Origin of the sequence: Flavobacterium anhuiense, assembly GCF_001705175.1 — a bacterium.
Classification (GTDB): domain Bacteria; phylum Bacteroidota; class Bacteroidia; order Flavobacteriales; family Flavobacteriaceae; genus Flavobacterium; species Flavobacterium anhuiense.
Genome location: NZ_CP016907.1, coordinates 638,411 through 657,954, shown reverse-complemented (window position 1 = coordinate 657,954; position 19,544 = coordinate 638,411). Strand labels below are relative to the sequence as shown.

The window sequence follows — 19,544 nt, the reverse complement described above, 5'->3', positions numbered from 1 at the left end:
AAATACTTGTAGAGTTTTTAAAAGAAGAAATTATTTTTATTCATTAAGATGACGTTTTGCTTTAATTATCATTATGATTTGCTTCTTTATAGTTGTGAGTTAAAATTCCATTTGCAAAATAGGTGTGAAATGGATTCAAAGTCATTGGATAGATGTTTCGTTTTTCTAAATTCGCAGTTACAGTAGTAACAGTAATAATTTCGCGGTCTATCGTATATAAATTATCTCCAACTGCAATATCTCCTAAAGGAATGAATCTCCAATAACCATTGCGCTGAATTAATTGTAAGTGAGTTGGAGTGGCTTCCAATAAACCATTATTAACTATAATTGTTTTGTCAGCAACTTGTTTTGTAATTTTTGTAATAGGCGATATGATTCTATTTTCAGATAAACACTCGCACGACCATTTATACAATTCATTAGCAATATTGGTATCCTTCAATGTTTCAATTTCGGCAGAAAGCAATAGTTCATTAATTGTAAGTTCTTCAATCGTTTTTCTTGTTCCGTCTGGTAATGTGATTAGCGTTCCTTCAACAAAACACCCTCCGCCTCCGCCACCAGTTGGTGTGACCTCACACGTTCCTGCGATATTTGCATGAGACTGTACGTTTGCCGCCAACCACGCATCTGCTTGCGCATTGGCATCTGCAAGGCTTATGGTAGAAACAAATTGATTTGCAAGAGCTGTAAGTGTAACGGTGCTTCCACTGTATCCCGATCCACAATTGTTTTTTTTCGCGCTTAATCTTTTTTCTACACTATAATATCTGATGCTAGGAGCACATGTTGTAGTATCTAAAACGGGTGCGATATAATCAGGATCTGTAACTACATTTGGTTTAGTTGGCTGTCCTGTTGGGCTTCCGTCATCAACATAATATAATTCGAGTGCTCCAAAAGATTTGTATCCTGTATTTCCCATACTTTTTGTTTTTTAATATTTAATTACGATTTTTCCTGTAGACGAGTCTTTGATGTAGGTAATGTATCCGAGATTAGTAACGGCTTCAATGTTTTTAGCCAAATTGGTTCCTTGGATAGGTACTTTTTTAGAAAAGTTCTTTCGATCAACCAGAGTTCCGCCAACATTAATGATGTCATAGCCTGATTTTTGCATTGTACCGCCGAGATACGTAACTATTTCTACATCTATATTTCCTGTTCCGACAGTTCTATACCATGAGCCAGCCATTCTTATCTGAACAGTATTTAAGGTTGGGTAGTCTCTGGTTATTTTGCTAAAATTCACAAGACAGCTTTCTACACCATTTGCTTGTGTATTGTCGCCAGCCCACATGATGTAAGAATCTGCAGCTTGTGCATTTATTGGAATTTCGTTATTAAATCCGTGACCCCATCCCATCCATTTATTATCTAAGGTGGTTCCAGAATTAATAATTCCGGTATAAGTGTCGAAATCTTGTCCTGCTCCTAATGCCCATTTGTATCTAATAACCATGTAGTTAAAAGGTGATAAGTTTACATCAGGTTCAACAACACAAGACGGATTTACTCCTCTCCAGGCTGTAATTCTGCACGAACCTACATTATTGGCATAGGCCTGAACATTTGCCGCTAACCATGCATCTGCTTTTGCATTGGCATCTTCAACACTTATTGTCGATACAAATTGATTTGCATTTGCAGTAAGTGTAACGGAAGTTCCCATGACTCCGGCAGCGCAATCATTTTTTGCCGCAGTCAATGACTTGGCTATATTGTAATATTCCATACTTTGTTTATAATTGATTATGATTTGTCTCAACTTAGAGAAGAATTGCTATGAGCAACGACTAAGTTTGATGAAGTGAAAAGCTATTTTTAGATGCTTTTTGATTTCACTTTTTTGAAATGCTATAATTTATTGCTGTAACTTGAAGTTTTATCGGAAGCAATAATTGAAATGAAGCAGATTGTCTTTGAAGTAAATAGACGAAGAATATGATGGAAGTTTGCACTTAATTTGTACAAATAATGGCTTTAAAAGCTCTAATAAAAGTTAATAGGAACCACGCCAGACAGGCTATAAATTTGTGGTTCCTAAATAACTATCTAAAAATTATGATCAAGAATTATTCTTGTTCTTGCTTTACGATTTCGCCAGTTTCAATGTTCACACGAATATCTCCGTATTCTTCTTTAATGGCTTTTTCCAATTCATTGAAGTTTTGTTGCTGAACGGCAATCTGACTTAAAATATCTGCTTTTTGAAACTCATATTGAATAGACAATTCTCCCAACGATAATCTCGCCTTATCCATAAAGACATTAAAATCTTGTAATTTCTTTAATTGTTCTGCGTTGATTGTGTTTGCTTCTTCTTTGTTGATTTTTGTATTTTCCATTTTTTTTATTTGTTTTAATGTATTGTTTAAGATTATTTTTTTTTACTCTAAAATTGAGTATTGAAAAACAGCTGCAATTTGAAATTTTGATGTAACTACTGAACCAGGTTTAAAAACAAGATTTACAGAATTATTATTTTGAGACTGGCAATAAACAGGTAGATAACTGGAAACTGTTCCAATTTCAGATGCAACGCCTGATCCAACATCCAAAATTTGTGCGGTTGCCCTGTTTTGAGGTAGTGTAACTACAATATTACCAAATGAATTATTTCCGTTATAGGTTGCTGATGCAGAAATCGAAACGGTAATGGTATTTCCTACTCGTGTATAAGAAGCTCTAGTTAATAATGCTTCAGTAACATTTGGTCCGTTTGTTACTGTAGGAGTATATGTTCCATTTGAGATTTCATTTTTTACAAATGCTGTCGTAGCAATTTGAGTAGTATTTGTTCCTAACGCAGCAGTAGGAGCTGTTGGAACTCCTGTTAAAGCAGGTGAAGCTGCACTAATGTAAGAATTACTATCTAGACTTCCATCAGCTTTTAAAAATTGCGAAGCTGTACCACCTGTCTTAATAAAACTATTACCTGTCACATTACCTGATAAAGTCCAATTTGTTCCATCGTGTCTTGCTTTTTGTTGGCCTACACCATTTGCAATAATTATGTTATTAGTTAGATCTGTAGCATTAGTAGCCGTATATCCAATTATCACGTTTCCAGATCCTGTAGTTATCCCAGAACCAGTTTCTCTTCCTATGAAAATATTGTCGCTACCGGTTGATAAGTACGTTCCAGCCGCTTTACCAATGGCAGTGTTCTTGTTGCCTTTACATTGTGAAAGAGAGTTAGAACCAATTGCAGTATTTTCACTTCCTGATTCTACATTTCTAAGAGACGACCACCCTACAGCTGTATTTGATAATCCAGTAGTATTGTTCAACAAACTCTGTTGACCAATTCCAGTATTGACATTTCCTGTTGTATTTGAAGATAAAACATTTTCTCCGAAAGCTAAATTAGTGCTAATATTTCCTTGACCATTATTCCAAACCGTTTTATTACTATTATCATATTCTAAATGTGGTATGCTAGGAGATGCATTCGCTAGAACAAAAGCTGTAGTTGCCAATTGATTCGTATTAGTTCCAACCGCAGCAGTTGGAGCAGTTGGTACCCCAATAAATGATGGTGAATCAATTTTTGCGTAAGCAGATAAATCACCGCCATTTTCACCAATCTTCTTCTCAACCCCATCACTACCCATAACATACAAATCGGTAGTCCCGTCTGTTTTGGCGTATAATTTTGCATGACCAGCCATTGCAGTTGCAGAATCAGAAGCTGCTAATGTTAAAAAGCCATCTGTAATATCTGCTTTTTCGTTTAAGGTTGTAAATGAAGTTCCCGATACGTTTCCGTCGTGTGTGATAAAGGCTTTTTCGACTTGTATTTTTTGAACACTAATCGCTTTTCTGTTAACATTTTCAGTACTAGTGTCAAAAGTAGAAGTAGTCGCACTAGAGCTAGAGTTTTGAACTAATTTTAAGCAGTTTGCACTATTATTTTTCTCAATTGTTAAAACATCATCTACCGAAGTATTGTGCGTTAATTTTAAAGCTCCGTCTTTAGTTTCATTACCAGAAGTATGAATTACTTTTGTGTCTTCAGCGTAAACTTTATCATCAAAAGATCCATCTCCTTTTACAAATTTTTCAGCTGTTCCGCCTTCGCTAACAAATCTTTTCGCTGTAACAATTCCCTCAGCATCAATTTTAGCTTTTACAATATTATCTTTCGATACTTGCAAAGGATTTCCTGTTGCCGTCGAAGAAGAGTTTACTTGTAAGCCTGCTCCAGCTCCAGTGTTTGATACCTTAATACCAGTTCCTGCTGCTGTATTTTGAACCGCAATACCACTTCCGGCACCGCTAACTGTTACATCCAATACTTTTGAGGCAACATCGCCACTGTTTGTTAATACAATTCCGCTTGTTGAGGTAGGAGTTGTGTTGTTGAAAGTCAGGATTCCGTTTTTAGTTTCATTTCCTGAAGTATGTAAAAAACTCGTAAAGTCAATTTGTTCGCCAGAACCACCGCCTCCTGGATTTGGAGTTAAATTTTTATACCAATAATCGACTTCAATATTTCTATTATCAATGTTCCCCGAAAAAGTAATTTTGGCCATTTCATAATTGATGATGTAATCTCCATCATTTCCTTCGCCTTCTCTTTCGAGTAATAATTGTCCGTTTTTAAATACTTTAACACTGAAATTGATTGGCGAATATTGTAGCGTAATCGTATTGCCAACAAAAGAGTCAAAATGCTCTTTAAGAGGCATGTAGCTATTTCCTGTAATGATACCGATATTTTGTAAACCTGCGCGCAAAAGGGCAGGAGTTACATAATGCTGGTCATCGGTTCCTGTTTCGACCATTTGAAAATCGGCTTTATCCTCGTCAATATGAACGAAACTTTTAAACACCTCTTGGAAATCTGCCCCTGTCGGAATATCGCCGTTTTCGAATTTGTAGCCAATGTTAGTTCTGTCTGTTGCCATGTTGTTTGAAATTTATTTTCTTTCTGTAAATATTATTTTTGATTAGCTTGATTTTGAATCCCAACAAACAATTTCGTTGGGATTCATTTTAGAATTTATAGGGTTAGAATTTTTTCTTCACTACTAAACATGCCTGAAGAATTTTCAGCAAGCACTTTGAAATGATGGTAGATTCTTTCATCATCACTATTTTTAGTAGCCAATTCGTCTGTTTCTAGTTTAGTTTCAAGTAATGCCAATGTCACAATATTGTCATTAGAGGTTTTCTCTTGAATTTTGTCCCAGTTTCCTTGATTATTCATTTTATACAAATGATATTTACCATTATGAACCGTTTTCTCCCAACTAAAGACAACTGGTTTCAATACAGATTCATTTTCTCCAGTTGGAGCGCCAGTTGCTGTTAATTCTGGAGATTCTGGAGCGATATTATCAGCAATTATTGTAGCTGTAATTTTTGATGGCTGAGATGGCGTGTAATCAATATTAATAATTGGGTTAAGATCAGTCGAACTCGGATCAGCATATTCAATTTCTCTTGAAACCGTAACTCTATAGAAAAGACCATCACCAAAAGGAACACTTTCTAAATCTTCAAATTCATCATAAACTGTCCAAACACTATTAAAATCAATAGACAAAGTGTCCTCATTAATCAAAATTTCTTTAACAGGAGTCATCGTTCTAATTGATTGTGCATCAAGCATATTTTTTGCACGATAGATATTTATTTTTCTGATGTTGTATTCTGGTTTATAAGCATTTAATTCAATTTGAACAGAAGGCTTGATTCCTAGAACCTGATTTTCTAAAACAGGCATAATTCTCTTAATCTCTGGTGTTTGTGGCGGACTAGAAGGAACTAATTTTACAGGTCCCAAGAAAGTGCTAAATTCACTGAAATTCATTTTAATATCCATTTCACGAACACCGTAGAAATAAATGTTTTGTGAATTTCCGTCTAGATTAAAATCTGTAAACTGAGTTCTAAACTGAGTGGTATCTGTGATTTTCATCATTGGTGCAATGTCTAAATCAGGATGCGGATATTTTAGAATATTTCCGTTCTTGTCTTTAATCGTCTGCTTTTTATTAACCGGTACATAATCGTTACCATTAATATATTCGTAAATAACAGGAACTTCAGTAAGCGGCACAAAAGTGGCATGAATGACTTGTTCTATAAAATGTATCGCTAATAAATCTTCTTCAATTCCCGCTGTCTTCGGAATAATGATTTGATTAAGAGCAGTTAAAGAGGTTATGTTAGGGACACTTTGATTTTGTGTTGTATTATGCCATTTGATAAATTCATTAATCTCAGCTTTTAATAACTCACTATCAGGAATTGGGAAATGATAATTTTCTTCAGAAGCACTTGCAGGAGGATAAGTTTCATAATTAATGGCATTTTGAAGTCCGTTAAAGTCTAAGAAATTTTGCCATCTATTAGTAAAATACGCTTCATTATTTCCTCCAAGTTTACTAAGTTTTTCACGAATTGCAGCAATTGTTGCTGTTTCGTATAAAGCGCTTAATAAAGCTTGGTCATTTGCTCTGTAATGTAGCATTCCATAAGGTTTGTGAGTATATCTGGTTGTAAAGGTGTATGTAGATCTGTTAAAAAAGTCAGGTCTAGTTGCATACAATGGCCCTTTTACATCTTCAGGTTTAATAGGCTTTTCAATTCTAACCGCATACATTGGAGTTGGAGCACTAATTTTAGAATCATAATTATAAGCATTCGAATGGCTGCTAATTCCAAAAATTGAATAATGCGTATTTTCTCCTTCTCTTGGCTGAATACTTTCTTTTGTAATTCCGTTTGAAGAATCTGCAAAAAGATATACTTTATAACTTGGATAATAATTTACTTTTTGCTCTTTTGGGCTGTTGTTCGCATCCACTTCAAGAATAATATGATCATAAGTCGGATCCATTTCTTGGGTTCCGTCTTTTTTAATTTTAAAATTTGGATCATTGATCGTTAATACTAAATCTTGGTCTGTTCCGATATTGTCTGCACGTATAACTTTAAATTCTTTTCTCGATTTTACTGGAATCGGAGTAGAGCCTTCAAAACAGCTTTTCGTAAATAAACGAACTGTACCGTTCATCCATTCAACAGAATGTTGATTGCCATTATTGAATTGTGGATGCTGAGCTAATTTTAATCCTTTGAAAGTAAGCTGATATAAACCAAAATGTTTTTTCTCTGTCGTTGGGAGCGGAATTGGATTTCCGTCGTTATTTAATACGTATTCTCCGTTTGCATCTACTTGAAAAGCTTGTTCCAGAACTTTTTCAACAACTACTTTTTCACTCCAAATACCTCGAGTTTTTTCTACCTGCAAAGTATCATTTCCTTGACTGTCTTTTTGTGAAACAATTTCTCTATTAACAGTTTTTAAGGCTTGTGGCACTTGCACATGAAAACCAATCGGACTTGGCTGGCGCCAGTTTGCAGGCGTTAGCATATTTTCAACTAATGAACATAATTCGTTAACTGGTTTTTTGATTTGCTTAATCTGTTCGGAATCGATTGTTGCATTCCCGTCAGAAAGGCTTTGGCCTACTTCTTTTTTAAGGACTTCGACATCTGCATAATCAAATTTTCCTGCTGTGGTAACAACATTAATGTTCTGAATTATATAGTTTTCTTCACCAACCGTTAAAATACCTCCGATAAATCGATCCTTATTGACATTGGTTAAGTTAATTTTAATGTCTTCTCCGCTACTTAGAATTTTGTATTCGTTAATTCTAATAATTGAGGTTAGTTCATTTGAAGAGCTATCAGTAATAGCTGCAATTTTTGCATGTTCAATTTGAGGAAGACTATCTCTGAAATAAAGTTTAAAATAATCGGTAAACACCTCTTCATTATCCGGATAAATTTTATCAGAAAGTAAAGCATCTTCTTTAGTCATTCCATCTGGAATGCTATAACTTAATAATTCCTGAGCAGAATAATACTCAAAAAGAAGACGGATATAAGTCTTATCAGTTATTGACTCATTATCTAAAAGTGTTTTCAGTTTAATCTGTTCACTCATCGAAGTAAACATCAACGGATTTTCTTCTGTAATCAGTAAAGAATTAATTCCAGATGGAGGCAATAGCGTATTATTTGGCTTAATTTCGGAAGTAATCTCTAATTGTCTTCCAGATGCTGCTCTCGAGAAAATATTAATGCCATAACCTTGATATATATAGGTTTGTAAACCTGTTTTTTCTTGGCGAACATTCAAAAATGATTTTCCCGACTCAGGAATAATAATAGGCGAAGGTTCAAAAGAAGCTGTGGCTAAGTCTTTGGTAACGTTAGAATATGCTGTGTCACAAGCTAATTCTGGTTTTTGCCAATTCAACTCACCTTTAAATTTATAATCGACTCCTGCATAGATTGGGAATGTAAAAGAGCTTCCGTCAAATTCATCAGTAGAATCGAAGAAAGCAGTATTTACACTGTAATCGGCGATGTCATTCATAAACAAACTCACATATCTTTTCTTTCCATCAAAACTATATCCATTTGGATCTGTAATTTTTGCAGATTGATCATCTTCATCAGAACCTGCGTTAAGGCCTGGTAAAAATTTACTCAATTGTACAGGAATAGGCAAACGCTCTGTGTTTACAGAAGTTGGAATACTCATAGAAAGGTGCTGTACTTCTTTAGCTGCTGTTCCGCCTTCTAAATTCTTAAACGTAACATATTCCGTTAGATAGATATATTCTCCGGAAAGAACTGCTTGATCAATGTCAATGCATCCTAAACCTAACATTCTGGCAATATGATAATCATTTGCAGCAATGTTCAATAAATCTAGATTAGATATTTCGGTTGTATTATGGGCAAATTCTGCCGTTTCTCCATTTTGAGGTTCATTAGTAGGAACATTGTCTTTAAATTCGACAGTTTCTATTGCAGTTGGATTTGTACCGTCAAGACTTAGATCGATGTAACTTTCAACAACCTCTTTGATGTTTTTATCCCCTTCAGCTGTTGTACGTTTCCATTTGTCTTTATAGTTGTTTATGTTGACATATTCTCCATCATTAAATTTTAACCATTTTCCGTGAACAGCATTTAGCTTTGGTTCTAATTGTTCAAATGCTTTACTGTCACTAGTAGTTAAAGCATATCTTCCTTTTAAATCCCAGTTGCCATTCATATTTGCATTTTGAATAAAATCACCATAAAATTCAAAATTGATTTCGCTTAATAAACATTTATTTGCTTTAAAACGAATGCTTCTTCCATTTTCGGCTATGACACGAATGGCATTAATCTGCGCAGAAGAATAGGTTTTACGATTTGTAACTCTTTTAGATGCAACAATGCTGTTTTCAGCAACAGATAACGTTTCTAATTTAACAGTGCTAGAGCTATCCGCAGAACTAAACTTAAGTTCGGCAGCAAAAAATAATTCACTTTTATTTTCGACCTCAATAATCTCATTTCCATAAGCTTCAATAAAACCAGATGGATTTGTCATTGGGTTGATGTTGGCTCTTGTTAAAAGATATTTTGCCTTATTTTTAAAATAAACATAGATTGATCTTTGCAGAGCAGGAGTTTTATAAACCCATAATGCTTTATTGTTGTCTACAGACTGAGGTTTTTTTGTTAAATCTAAGTTATAGATAACTTTAGAATAAGGTGCTCTATACAGTTTTACGAAATCATCAGGTTTGTTATAATTAGAAATGCCCCCTGTATATAAATCTCCTTTCGGAAGGTGGTTTGCTCCCAATTCTCCAGCCAGAAGCCAACGAAGATGAATTCCTTTTGTACTATCTATACCTTTAGAACCCGCTGCTGCGATCTGTAAACTTGTAGATTGCAAAGCAGTTTTGCTAGAATTAATATCAACAATATAAATCTCTTTGCTTACAGTAAAACTGATTTTAAAATTGCTAGGATTAGAAACATTTGGTAAAACAATTAGAGCATTATAGCTATCCATTACAGAAGGTGTTCCGTCAATTCGAATGGCAACTTCTACACTAGCCAAACCAGGTATAACAACAGTATCCTGAAGTCTCAAAACCAATCCGCCTAGACTGCTTGCATTATGGATTCTTACTCCTGCGGGCAAAGTAAGAGGAACACGACTTTTGTTTCTAAGAACCAAAGTACCAGCACTTTCGTGTACGGCAAGACCTTTCTTTAAAACAGGATAAACTAATTTATTTTGAATGATGCTCACATTCGGTAGGCATCCAATCTGTGCGCCTGACAGATCGCTGCTTAACTGATTTAATTCTGCTCCTAGGGTGCTAAAATCAGGAACTCTTATATAGTCTGTATTTAGAATAGAAAGACCGTTGCTTTTTAGTACAGGCATTTTTCCTAAAAAGTTAGTAATCGGTGTTACCAACTCGGTAGCATTGTTTACGGTGCTTGTAACACCGTAAACAAAAATATGTGATTTATCATCCAGATTTTGATATAAATTTTTCAGTAAATCGGTATCATTGACCTGCAAACCATCTGTAACAACTACGACAACGTCTGGAATTACGGTCAAGTTATTCACAACTTCTAAACCAGAAGCCCAGTGATCTGATTGAGTGTCGGCTGATCTTGAACCAAAACCGTTAATCCAACTTAAAAAACTGGAAGCATTTCCCGAAATTCTTTTTTGAATAACGTGCTCTGATCTTGAATTGCTGTCGCTGCCAGACATTCCGATTAACGAAAGTGTAATTTTGCTTTGAGATTGAGAATTGATAAATGAAGTCAGCCCATCTCGTATTTGCTGCGCTTCATTGCCATTTATCGAACCCGACTCATCGACAACGATAGCGATGTATGTTTCGCAACCTGAGGATTGGCTTTCTTGAAGATTTATAGAACTCATTTTTATTGTTTTTTAAAGATTTATATTTTCTATAGTTAAGGTTACTGGCTCGGCAGCACGAACTGTTAATGGTGTTGAATACTGTGCAGTAGATCCGTTATTATTCCACATCCTATATTCGAACTTGATATTTAAATTTGAATCAGTAATTTTTTTACTGTTATTCATAATTAATACCTGCGCATAATCTTTAGAATGCAACACTTGATAGTTTGTTTTTGCTACGCCAGCATCGTCAACTACAGCAATAGTTTTTTGAATTTCTTCTAATGGAATTTTAGGAATATTGAATGGCTCTGGATTACGAACTAAAAGGGCCACAACATCACCAGTGTTAGTATTTACAATTCGGTTTACTTCTGTAGATTGAGCAGGATCAACAGGAGACATTTTTAAGATTCCCTCGATAGCGCGATCAAATAGATGTTGATATTTTAAAGCAATTGAATTACTTAGAGTGTCATCAATTCCAAAAATAACATTGTTTAAAGATGTAATCTGATCCTCACTTAAGCTTAATGGTATATCAAATAAAGCTTTACGTCCTGTAGCTTCATCTAGTTCATAACTATTAATTTGCTCTGCAAAATCTCTGTATCGAGAAGTTTGGAAACCAAATTGGTGCACCAATACATTTTCCGAGTCTTCGATTTGATTATTTTGATTTTTATCGAAATAGTTTTTCGCTAAAACAGTATATAATTTCGAAGGTTTTAAATCGGTTAATTTGACCTCATATCCATACGATTTTGGTTTTAAGGCATCTCCAATTGTAATGTCACATTTTATTTTACCAGTACTTCCTTTAATCATGTTTTGCAACATTTGGATGTTTAGAGGAATTCTAGGATCGTTATCGTCAACCCATTTTGTGTTTTCTTTTTCTGCACGCGGATACGTAGTAGGATTTTCTACGGTTTGTACTGGTAACGGATATTGAATAAGTACATCATTCAAAGGATCTTTAATAATAAGATTTAAAGCACCATCAATTTTTGCTCTGCTGTCGTAAGCATCCCAATCTTTAAGCATATGATACACATAAGGATTTTTAAAGAACAATGACACTTTACATTGCTCATTTCCATAGAATGAAGGTTTAGATAATAATAAACTTCCATCGGCATTTGGATAAGAACGGTTGTAATCTAAATACTGTCTCAATGAAGTCAATGGTGATTTTGATAAATCAGTCAATTCATTTTTAACAACTGTTTGTCCAGCAGGAACCACAGGATCTAGAACAGGATAGTGCCCAACAGGTCCTAATGTTTTGAAACCATAATAGTAATCGAATCTAGTAGTGTCTTTATCATCTACTCTATCTGCCAAAGTGAATTTTAAGCAATAAGTTGAATTTGGTCTCCAAATCGGCTGAACCGTATTTTGAATTGCAGCTTCCATTGCTTGATTATCTTCAGCAACAGCGATAGAACCAGGAATAGTTAGATTGTGCATCGCGCTTTCCTTAGTTAACCATCCAATTTCTTGAATAGAAGTAGAGTAGTTTACTTCGTTATCATCATCAGAATCTCCCCCAGCAGAACAAATAAGAGCATTAATTGTCAATAAATTTGAAGATTTTGTTTCTCTTGTATAAACCGCTTTAGCAGTGCCACCTAAGTCCGCAAAAGACGTATCTGATTCTGTCAAAGCAGATGCAGAAGAAATAACTGAAACAGTTTCTTTTGGATATAAAGAACAGTTATCAAATTGATCATTAAATAGAGAGAAATAAATTCCTTTTTCATTTTGTTTCGAAGAAAGCATTAGAATCTCATTCTCCGAAGGTTCATTTTGAATGTTAATAATAGAGGCTTTTTCATTTGCACTTCCTCTTTCGATTAATCTCGTAAGGCTTAATGAAGTATTAAATACAAATAGGTATTTCTCATTATAAGCAATAACAGAATTGTCAGACAGAGTGTTATTCGATAAATAAACCGCGGAATCAAAAATGACATCGTTTTTCACAACTGTAATAGCAGTTCCATTAATTTGAGCCAATCCGAATTTTCCGTTTGTCAATTTAACCGTCAGCAATACTTTGCCATTGGCAATTACTGCATCGGTAATTTCAGAAATGGATGGTTCTGAAACTAATTTTGTATCTGTTACTGTAATCGTTTTAGCACTTGCATCGATACTGAAATGAATGATTTTTTTGTTTTTAGTAATCAAACTGAAATCAGTATTATTATGCTGAAGAACTTTAATTGCGACCTCATCTACTTTTATACGGCGAACTAGAGAACGGTCGGTACCATTTACCCAGTTAATTTGAGTTCCATCTGACAAAGTATTAATCCAAAGCAGTTCATTATTGGGCAATGAAATCAGCTTGTTGAAACCTTCAGAATACGTATTCATATACTGCATTCCAGAATTTCTGTTTAACTCAGAATCAAGTTCAACAATAGCAGTTGTTGCAGTAGGAGCTACGCAACCCACAATAAAAGTATCATCAACAATTGCTTCTCCAATTCCTTTGCACTGTGTTGCATCTAAAGCTTGAGTGATTAATAAATTAGTATTTACCACTTGCATTGATGTTACCAAGCCATTCAATAAACGCTCTCTTAACAGATTTCCTTTTGCATCTATTTGTGCGATAACAGTAGTTTTCGGTGTCGGATGAAATGAAATTAAATAAGTATCATTGTATTTGAAAACTTTATCAAAGGCAAAAAGGGCTTTTTCGTTATATCCATAAAAACGAGTAAATGTTAATGGAGCAGAAGTTCCGGTTGGGTTATCGTTACCTGCCTCTGCTTTTAATTCTGCTAATAGAGCCATTAAGCGATCGTATTCTACTATATCGCTTGGTTCAGATACAACAAACTCTCCATCAGCTGAAGTGTAAGTAGCATTAAATAGCGCAGCAATTTTATTTCTAACTTCTAAAATGGCATTAGCATTTGCAGCCACAGGACTAATAACAATTCTATCAATTTTATTCTTCGATAAAATAGCACCGTTTTCATCAAATAAAGTTATTGGAGATCTCAGCTCTGCTTTAGTATAGCTTACTTCTTCAAGAGCTGTTGAATCTGCAGTTTTTCTAATTTTAACAGGAACATATTTTGCAAGTTTATCTCCGTTTTCAAAGACTGAACTATAGGCTCTAATATTGACTGTTTTGGCTTGAGTTGTAAGTTTTAAAGTTGGTTCAATAGCAGATTCAGGGAAAATAATTTCGACTTGATCATAATTTTTGAATGAAAGCGATCTTCTAAAACCATGAGGGTTGCTTTCTCCAGAAATGCTCATAAAATCCCCGCCAGAAAGCTTGCCATCCACGATTTCAGGAGTTTCACCAACGAGTTTAAAGAACAGACCATTGATTCTATCTGCTTCATATTGAGTAGGTACATAATAACGTTTTCCTATTTTTTTATTTTTAAAGTTGACATATTCTGCTTCAATTTTATCAGAGACACAGAATAACTTAGAAGGTGTGATTCCGAATTGTTCTGGAACATGCCAGCCAGGTTCTCCTGCGCTTAGGTATGAAAATGGATTAGTTGCCAATACACGAATGCTATCATACTGATCGATTACTTTTTGCCATTGCGCCCACGGTAAATCTTTTACAAGATCTCTGGATGTTGAATCTACAACTGCTTTAAAAGGATGATAAGGTTCCCAAGAGTTTCCATTTGCAGAAAGTAATTCAATCGATTCAATTGAATATTGGTGTTTCACCTGACGAAGTTTTCTGCCTGCTTTTGATGTTGCTTCAGGAGGCATTAAATCAGTGTAATTTTTCGCATCTGCCGTATATCCACCAATTATTTTAGAAAGACTAGTGTTAGGTAATACTCCTTTCGTCATTTTAATATCGATGTAAGTGTCTAGCGGAATCACTTTAGAAATCGCAGTTGGACTAGGCATCTGATTAAAATAATCAAGCAAGAAAGCTTCGTTTGTAAGCATGTGGACTCCTTTTACAGAATCGGCAGTTCTGTTGTCATTAGCGTCTCCATATGTGCCTTTAGGAAGCGGACTGTACGGCGTACGGTCAACAATTCTGTTGATATCCCATTGAAGTTCAATCAAGAAGTTTTTACGAACTCTTACGAAACCAAGCTTAACGCGTACGCTTAATTCTAATTTTGCATAAATCAAGAATGGTTTAAATGATTCGACAGAGAAAATAGTATCTAAGACAATTTCAACATTAATGATCCAGATTTTAATTTGAATTCCTCCACCAGCGGCAATGTAACCACCCATTTGCGGACGTTTGAATGAAATTTTTCCGCCCATTTCCAAATAAGCCCATAATTTGACTTTTGCAGGTCCGAAGCTTTTCTCGAGTTTAAAGTCTAATCTTGCTCCAGCTTCAATTCCTTGAGCAGACAACATTATAAATGCTTTGGCTGTAAATAAGGTTAAGATTCTAGCGGTAATTGGATCTTTTTTAGAGCCTAGATTGATGTACCAAGGCTTCTGATTTTTGAAGAAAAATCCAGCTTCTAATAAAGCGTGCAATTGAATAATTTGTCCGCCATCTTTAGGCATTTGGAAATCTGCTCCAGCCGCCAATTCTAGTGAATCATCTCCAAAAGCAACCATTGCAAAGAATGGAGGAGTGCTTTGATCTTTTTCAATAGGACCTAATCTGTCACCAAGTACATTTAATCCTGCTTCAATATAAAATAGAGTCGGCAGAGAAAGCAATAACATGGCTCGCATGTTTAAAATGGTTCCGCCTGTTGATTCAAAGGTTGCACCCGCTCCAATAGAAAACGGATTTTTATATTGCATAGAATCAGGTGGCCCACTGAATTTTCTAATATTAATTCCCGCTTTTGGATGTTTATAATATTCGTACCAAGAATTATCTACTGTTAATCCAGCAGCTTTTTTAGTAGCCACATATCTAAATCCTAATAAACCTCTGAAACCTGTGATTGAAAGAAATCCTAACGGAATACCTGTAGGCAATTCAATACCTGCATCAACTAAGAACGCGGGGTATTTAGGCGCAAAACGCATTCCTACACTTCCTGTAATTTTAGCTTTAGGTAGTTTTAATGAAACCTCTCCCATAAATTCTTGTGATTCTCCTGGTTGAGGTAACGAAATCATACCATGAATAATAGCCATAGCAGACTCTTCTGAAGCTGTTCCAGGAATCATCAAATCGACTTCAATAGTCTGGATTCTGATGAAAGAATCTTTGAATCCTTCTTCTGTGCTGTAATAGTATTTAATACCCTCACCGCGAGCGTCTAATCCAAGCGGATTGACACTGATAGCACCATCAAATCCCCAGAAATTATATTTATGTCCATTAATTTGTGTTGAACCAAAATTGATGTTGCTTACTGCCATCTGAACCGGTCCAAGATTCACAGATAAATTAATCGGAATTGGGATAGAACCTCCTTCAACTTCAATGTTTCCATCGCTATAAATGCGAAGTTTTTCCACATCAAAACCTTGACCTTTAGCCAACCTGTTCATTAATGTCCCTTCGGGGAAGGATACATAACAAGATGTTCCTACATAATAATCGTCATCTTGTTTTCCAAGTTCAAAACTGTGAAAATCGAAATCTACTAGACCAAATAAATTCGCTTGTGGCTCATTTTCTTTATCGAAAGAAGCAGTAAGATTAAAGTCTCCGTCGTCGTATAAGTGGCCTTCAATGTCAACAATAAATGGAATATTACCTTTCTTAAATTTTGGAATTTCTAATGCACCCTTTATGTTAGAAGAGATAACTCTATTTTGTTTGAAGGAAATATCAAATTTGTTAAAACCAACTCTGAAACTTTTGGCTAGATTAAACCACATGTAATCAGTCTCACTGATAGGATTTCCAACAATTAGCGATTCTAATCCGATTGTTCCAGAAATTCCACCTTCAGTACCAATTAATAACTGTTTTCCAGCGATTTGTAATGTAGCATCGTTTTCTTTTTTAAACCATTTTTCGGGTAATTTAATAGCCGCTTTTTCAGCGTAAACTCCTCTAAATGCTGCTCCTCTTCCGTCAGCATCTGCTTCAGGAATATTTTTATCTCTGCTTAAATCTACTTTTAATCCTGAAAACTCTGCGATTAATCCAGTGTTTCCAATCATAGATCTGTTTAAACTAAAACTGGAGATATTATTAAAGATAAATCCGCGATTAGAAGAATATTCCAAGCTTCCAACATCAAATTTTAAGTAGCTAAAATAATTATCTGGTAAAGGTTGATCTAAAACTATATCAGTGGTAACATTTTCGGTACCTGTATAAACTGGTCGTAACCATTTGTGAGGAAATTGAAGCCCTACGCTAATTTCATTAATAGCCATTCTAAACTGAAGCGTTAAAGCCTCTTTGATGTTTTTTTCGATATTATCGAAATAGCGAGCAAACAATTTTTTCAAACGATCTAATCCTTCATTTCCAACATTCAAAAGAGCATCGTAAGCAAATTTTAGCAAGTCGATATCCAAACTTCCTATCTGTTGTGATAAATGTTCTACCTGATTATCAAAAGAGGCATTCGGGTCGTTTAAAGTTGCTAAAGCGTCTGTGTGTACGCTATTAAACTGATTAACAAAATCTACTAATGCATTAGCACCAGGATAAAAAGTATTAATAAGTTCATTTAAAAATGTTTTTTCGTTGATTTCTGCTAATTCAAAAAGAATACGTAATACGGATTCAATAGTATTGTCGAATGATTCAAAATTGAAATCATTGATGTACTTTAGAATAATCCAAGAGTAATCAAAACTGATAGGAATTTCGGTATTGCCGTCTACGGTTGGATTCAAAACTAGTTTTAAATCTTGTGCAAGCGGAATATCAAGTCCAAGAGAATTGTACGTGGTTAATGTCATGCTGTAAAAACCAGAAGAGTTGTCATAGCTTTGACTGGCAATAAGATTTTTTACAAATACAGAATCAAAAAGACTGGCAAGTGCATCTCTAATTGCCTCGAGCTCATTTGGAATCTTGTCCAATGGTAATAATTGGCTTAATGACGGATGCATTATTTGATTTGACATATTTTTAAGTTTATTTCTTTGTTAATGGTTTGTCGATTACAATTCAAAATTTGCCTTCTAATTATGCCAGAATGATTTGTCTTTTGAAAAAGGCATAAGTATTCTGTATTCCTTTCTTGAAAGAGAGGACAGGAAGGGGTTTGAAAAGTATTTTTTGATTTTGTTTTACTACTTAATATTGAAGTAGTTTTTTTGATGCATGTTGCTCTTAATTAGATGTTTGTTTCTTTTTGACATTGCAAAGATTTACAAAAAAAAGTGCTTTAAAAAACAACTGCAAGGTTGTTGAACACTTGTATTGTAGTACTTAACAGAGTTGTACAGAAAGTGGACAGCTAAGTTTTTTTCAAGGTAAAAAAGCTAGTCTTTGAATGAAAAGAAAAGGGAAATTTCTCAATTGTTAGAAATTGAGATTGCAAGCTTTAATTAAGCCTTTTTTTAGAAAATTAGAGATATAAATCTCAATAGAAATAAGAATTTAACGATCTTTTGGAAAGATGTGTTGAAAAGCGTGTGCATTAAGTAAAGTAAAGCTATCTTTTGCTGCGCTTTATTTTAAGCGCAGCATTGAGATAGTATTTTGAAAAAACTAATTGTAGTATTCGATTTTTCTTTCGGCAACCAAAGTTGGTTCTCCATCTGGTGTTCCTTCAAGAAACATATTGCATTTTATCCAGTTGTTATGGCTGTCGTATTCGTAGGTGTAATAGCGTTTTTTTACGGCTAGAGTTTGTTCAGGATAATTAGGAATAAATTCTTTTTCAATTACATCGCCTTGTTCATTGAACGTCTTTATAAAGCTCCTTGTAGGATTAGATATTTGACCAGGTCCTGTAACATAATAATTTACGGTTTCTACATAATCTTTGGTTGGGTGATAGGTATATTCTTGTTTGGTGATTATTTTTTCGCAACCATACATAGTTACTTTTGTAATACGTCCTGATAAGTCATAGGAGTATTGAAATTGTAAATCCTCACAAAAAGGACTCTCAGTGCCCATATCCGTATAAGGTATTCTTTTTGCCAAAGGGCCTGCACCAATAATTTTTTGATTTATGACTTGTCCTTTCTCATTATATAAAAATGTTTTTTTTGTAAAGAGATCTTTCTTTTGATACTTTTTATTTTGTGTTTCTTTGCCTATCCTGTTAACAAAATATGTTAATTCTTCAAGGATTCTTCCAGCTTGATCAATATTATAAACGTATACATTTTCTTTGTAATCTTTCCAAACTTTTCCATCTTCCCCGAAAACGTCATCTTTTTTAGGAATTGTTTTTTTATTTAATTTCACTAACAGGTTCTTATCATAAACTGGAAAATAATGCTTTAGGGTGATTTTGTATTTTGTTTTTTGTAGAAAATCTTTCTCATCATATTCATAATCATCAGCTTCTTCATAATTATAAGTTAGATAATCTGATTTTGGAACATGTGAATAAGAACTCGATTTGATTCTTTGCAAATTATCGAAATATGTATAGTCACAACCTCTAATGTCATTGTACATTATGGCATCTTTTTTTTCATAATAGGATAGACTATTTTTGATAGTACTGAATTTTAGATAAACTGCTTTTACAGAATCTTTTAGGTTTTGTGCGGTATAAATGTTGTTTTTTTGAACTAGTAATGCGTCATAACTAGCTGAAATTTGTCCCGTAGTTGTAATTGATAATAATAATATATTCGTAAAAAGGAAGTTAAAGAATAGTTTCATAAAAAAAACACTTTTAAAGTT

7 protein-coding genes are annotated in these 19,544 nt (G+C 34.4%); all 7 read right to left on the bottom strand.

Going from position 1 to position 19,544, the window contains the following annotated elements:
• Positions 1–61 precede the first annotated feature (61 nt).
• The 7 genes from BB050_RS02775 to BB050_RS02745 all read right to left on the bottom strand — a co-directional run bounded on the left by BB050_RS02775 (position 62) and on the right by BB050_RS02745 (position 19,523).
• Positions 62–928, bottom strand: a complete 867-nt coding sequence (locus tag BB050_RS02775) for a DUF5977 domain-containing protein (RefSeq protein WP_066032525.1) — start codon at positions 926–928, stop codon at positions 62–64.
• A gap of 12 nt (positions 929–940) precedes the next feature.
• Positions 941–1,738, bottom strand: coding sequence for a DUF5977 domain-containing protein (locus BB050_RS02770; RefSeq protein WP_066032524.1), 798 nt, complete (start codon positions 1,736–1,738; stop codon positions 941–943).
• A 340-nt stretch (positions 1,739–2,078) separates the two neighbouring features.
• Positions 2,079–2,351 carry a hypothetical protein gene (locus BB050_RS02765; RefSeq protein WP_066032523.1) on the bottom strand — a complete coding sequence of 91 codons (273 nt, stop codon included), beginning with the start codon at positions 2,349–2,351 and terminating at the stop codon, positions 2,079–2,081.
• Positions 2,352–2,393: 42 nt separating this feature from the next.
• Complete coding sequence (locus BB050_RS02760; RefSeq protein ID WP_066032522.1) at positions 2,394–4,916, bottom strand: hypothetical protein; 2,523 nt, start codon at positions 4,914–4,916, stop codon at positions 2,394–2,396.
• Positions 4,917–5,011: 95 nt separating this feature from the next.
• Positions 5,012–10,786 (bottom strand): VWA domain-containing protein, encoded by a 5,775-nt coding sequence (locus BB050_RS02755; protein ID WP_066032521.1) that lies wholly within the window; start codon positions 10,784–10,786, stop codon positions 5,012–5,014.
• 12 nt (positions 10,787–10,798) lie between these two features.
• The gene (locus BB050_RS02750) at positions 10,799–17,800 is read right to left on the bottom strand and encodes a hypothetical protein (protein ID WP_066032520.1); all 7,002 of its coding nucleotides are present in this window, start codon (positions 17,798–17,800) and stop codon (positions 10,799–10,801) included.
• 589 nt (positions 17,801–18,389) lie between these two features.
• Complete coding sequence (locus BB050_RS02745) at positions 18,390–19,523, bottom strand: hypothetical protein (RefSeq protein ID WP_066032519.1); 1,134 nt, start codon at positions 19,521–19,523, stop codon at positions 18,390–18,392.
• Positions 19,524–19,544: the final 21 nt, after the last annotated feature.

Bases quoted from the DNA above. Each gene is read 5' to 3' on its own strand.
- BB050_RS02755 (WP_066032521.1), bottom strand. From the start codon at position 10,786: ATGAGTTCTATAAATCTTCAAGAAAGCCAATCCTCAGGTTGCGAAACA.
- BB050_RS02745 (WP_066032519.1), bottom strand. From the start codon at position 19,523: ATGAAACTATTCTTTAACTTCCTTTTTACGAATATATTATTATTATCA.
- BB050_RS02765 (WP_066032523.1), bottom strand. From the start codon at position 2,351: ATGGAAAATACAAAAATCAACAAAGAAGAAGCAAACACAATCAACGCA.
- BB050_RS02760 (WP_066032522.1), bottom strand. From the start codon at position 4,916: ATGGCAACAGACAGAACTAACATTGGCTACAAATTCGAAAACGGCGAT.
- BB050_RS02770 (WP_066032524.1), bottom strand. From the start codon at position 1,738: ATGGAATATTACAATATAGCCAAGTCATTGACTGCGGCAAAAAATGAT.
- BB050_RS02750 (WP_066032520.1), bottom strand. From the start codon at position 17,800: ATGTCAAATCAAATAATGCATCCGTCATTAAGCCAATTATTACCATTG.
- BB050_RS02775 (WP_066032525.1), bottom strand. From the start codon at position 928: ATGGGAAATACAGGATACAAATCTTTTGGAGCACTCGAATTATATTAT.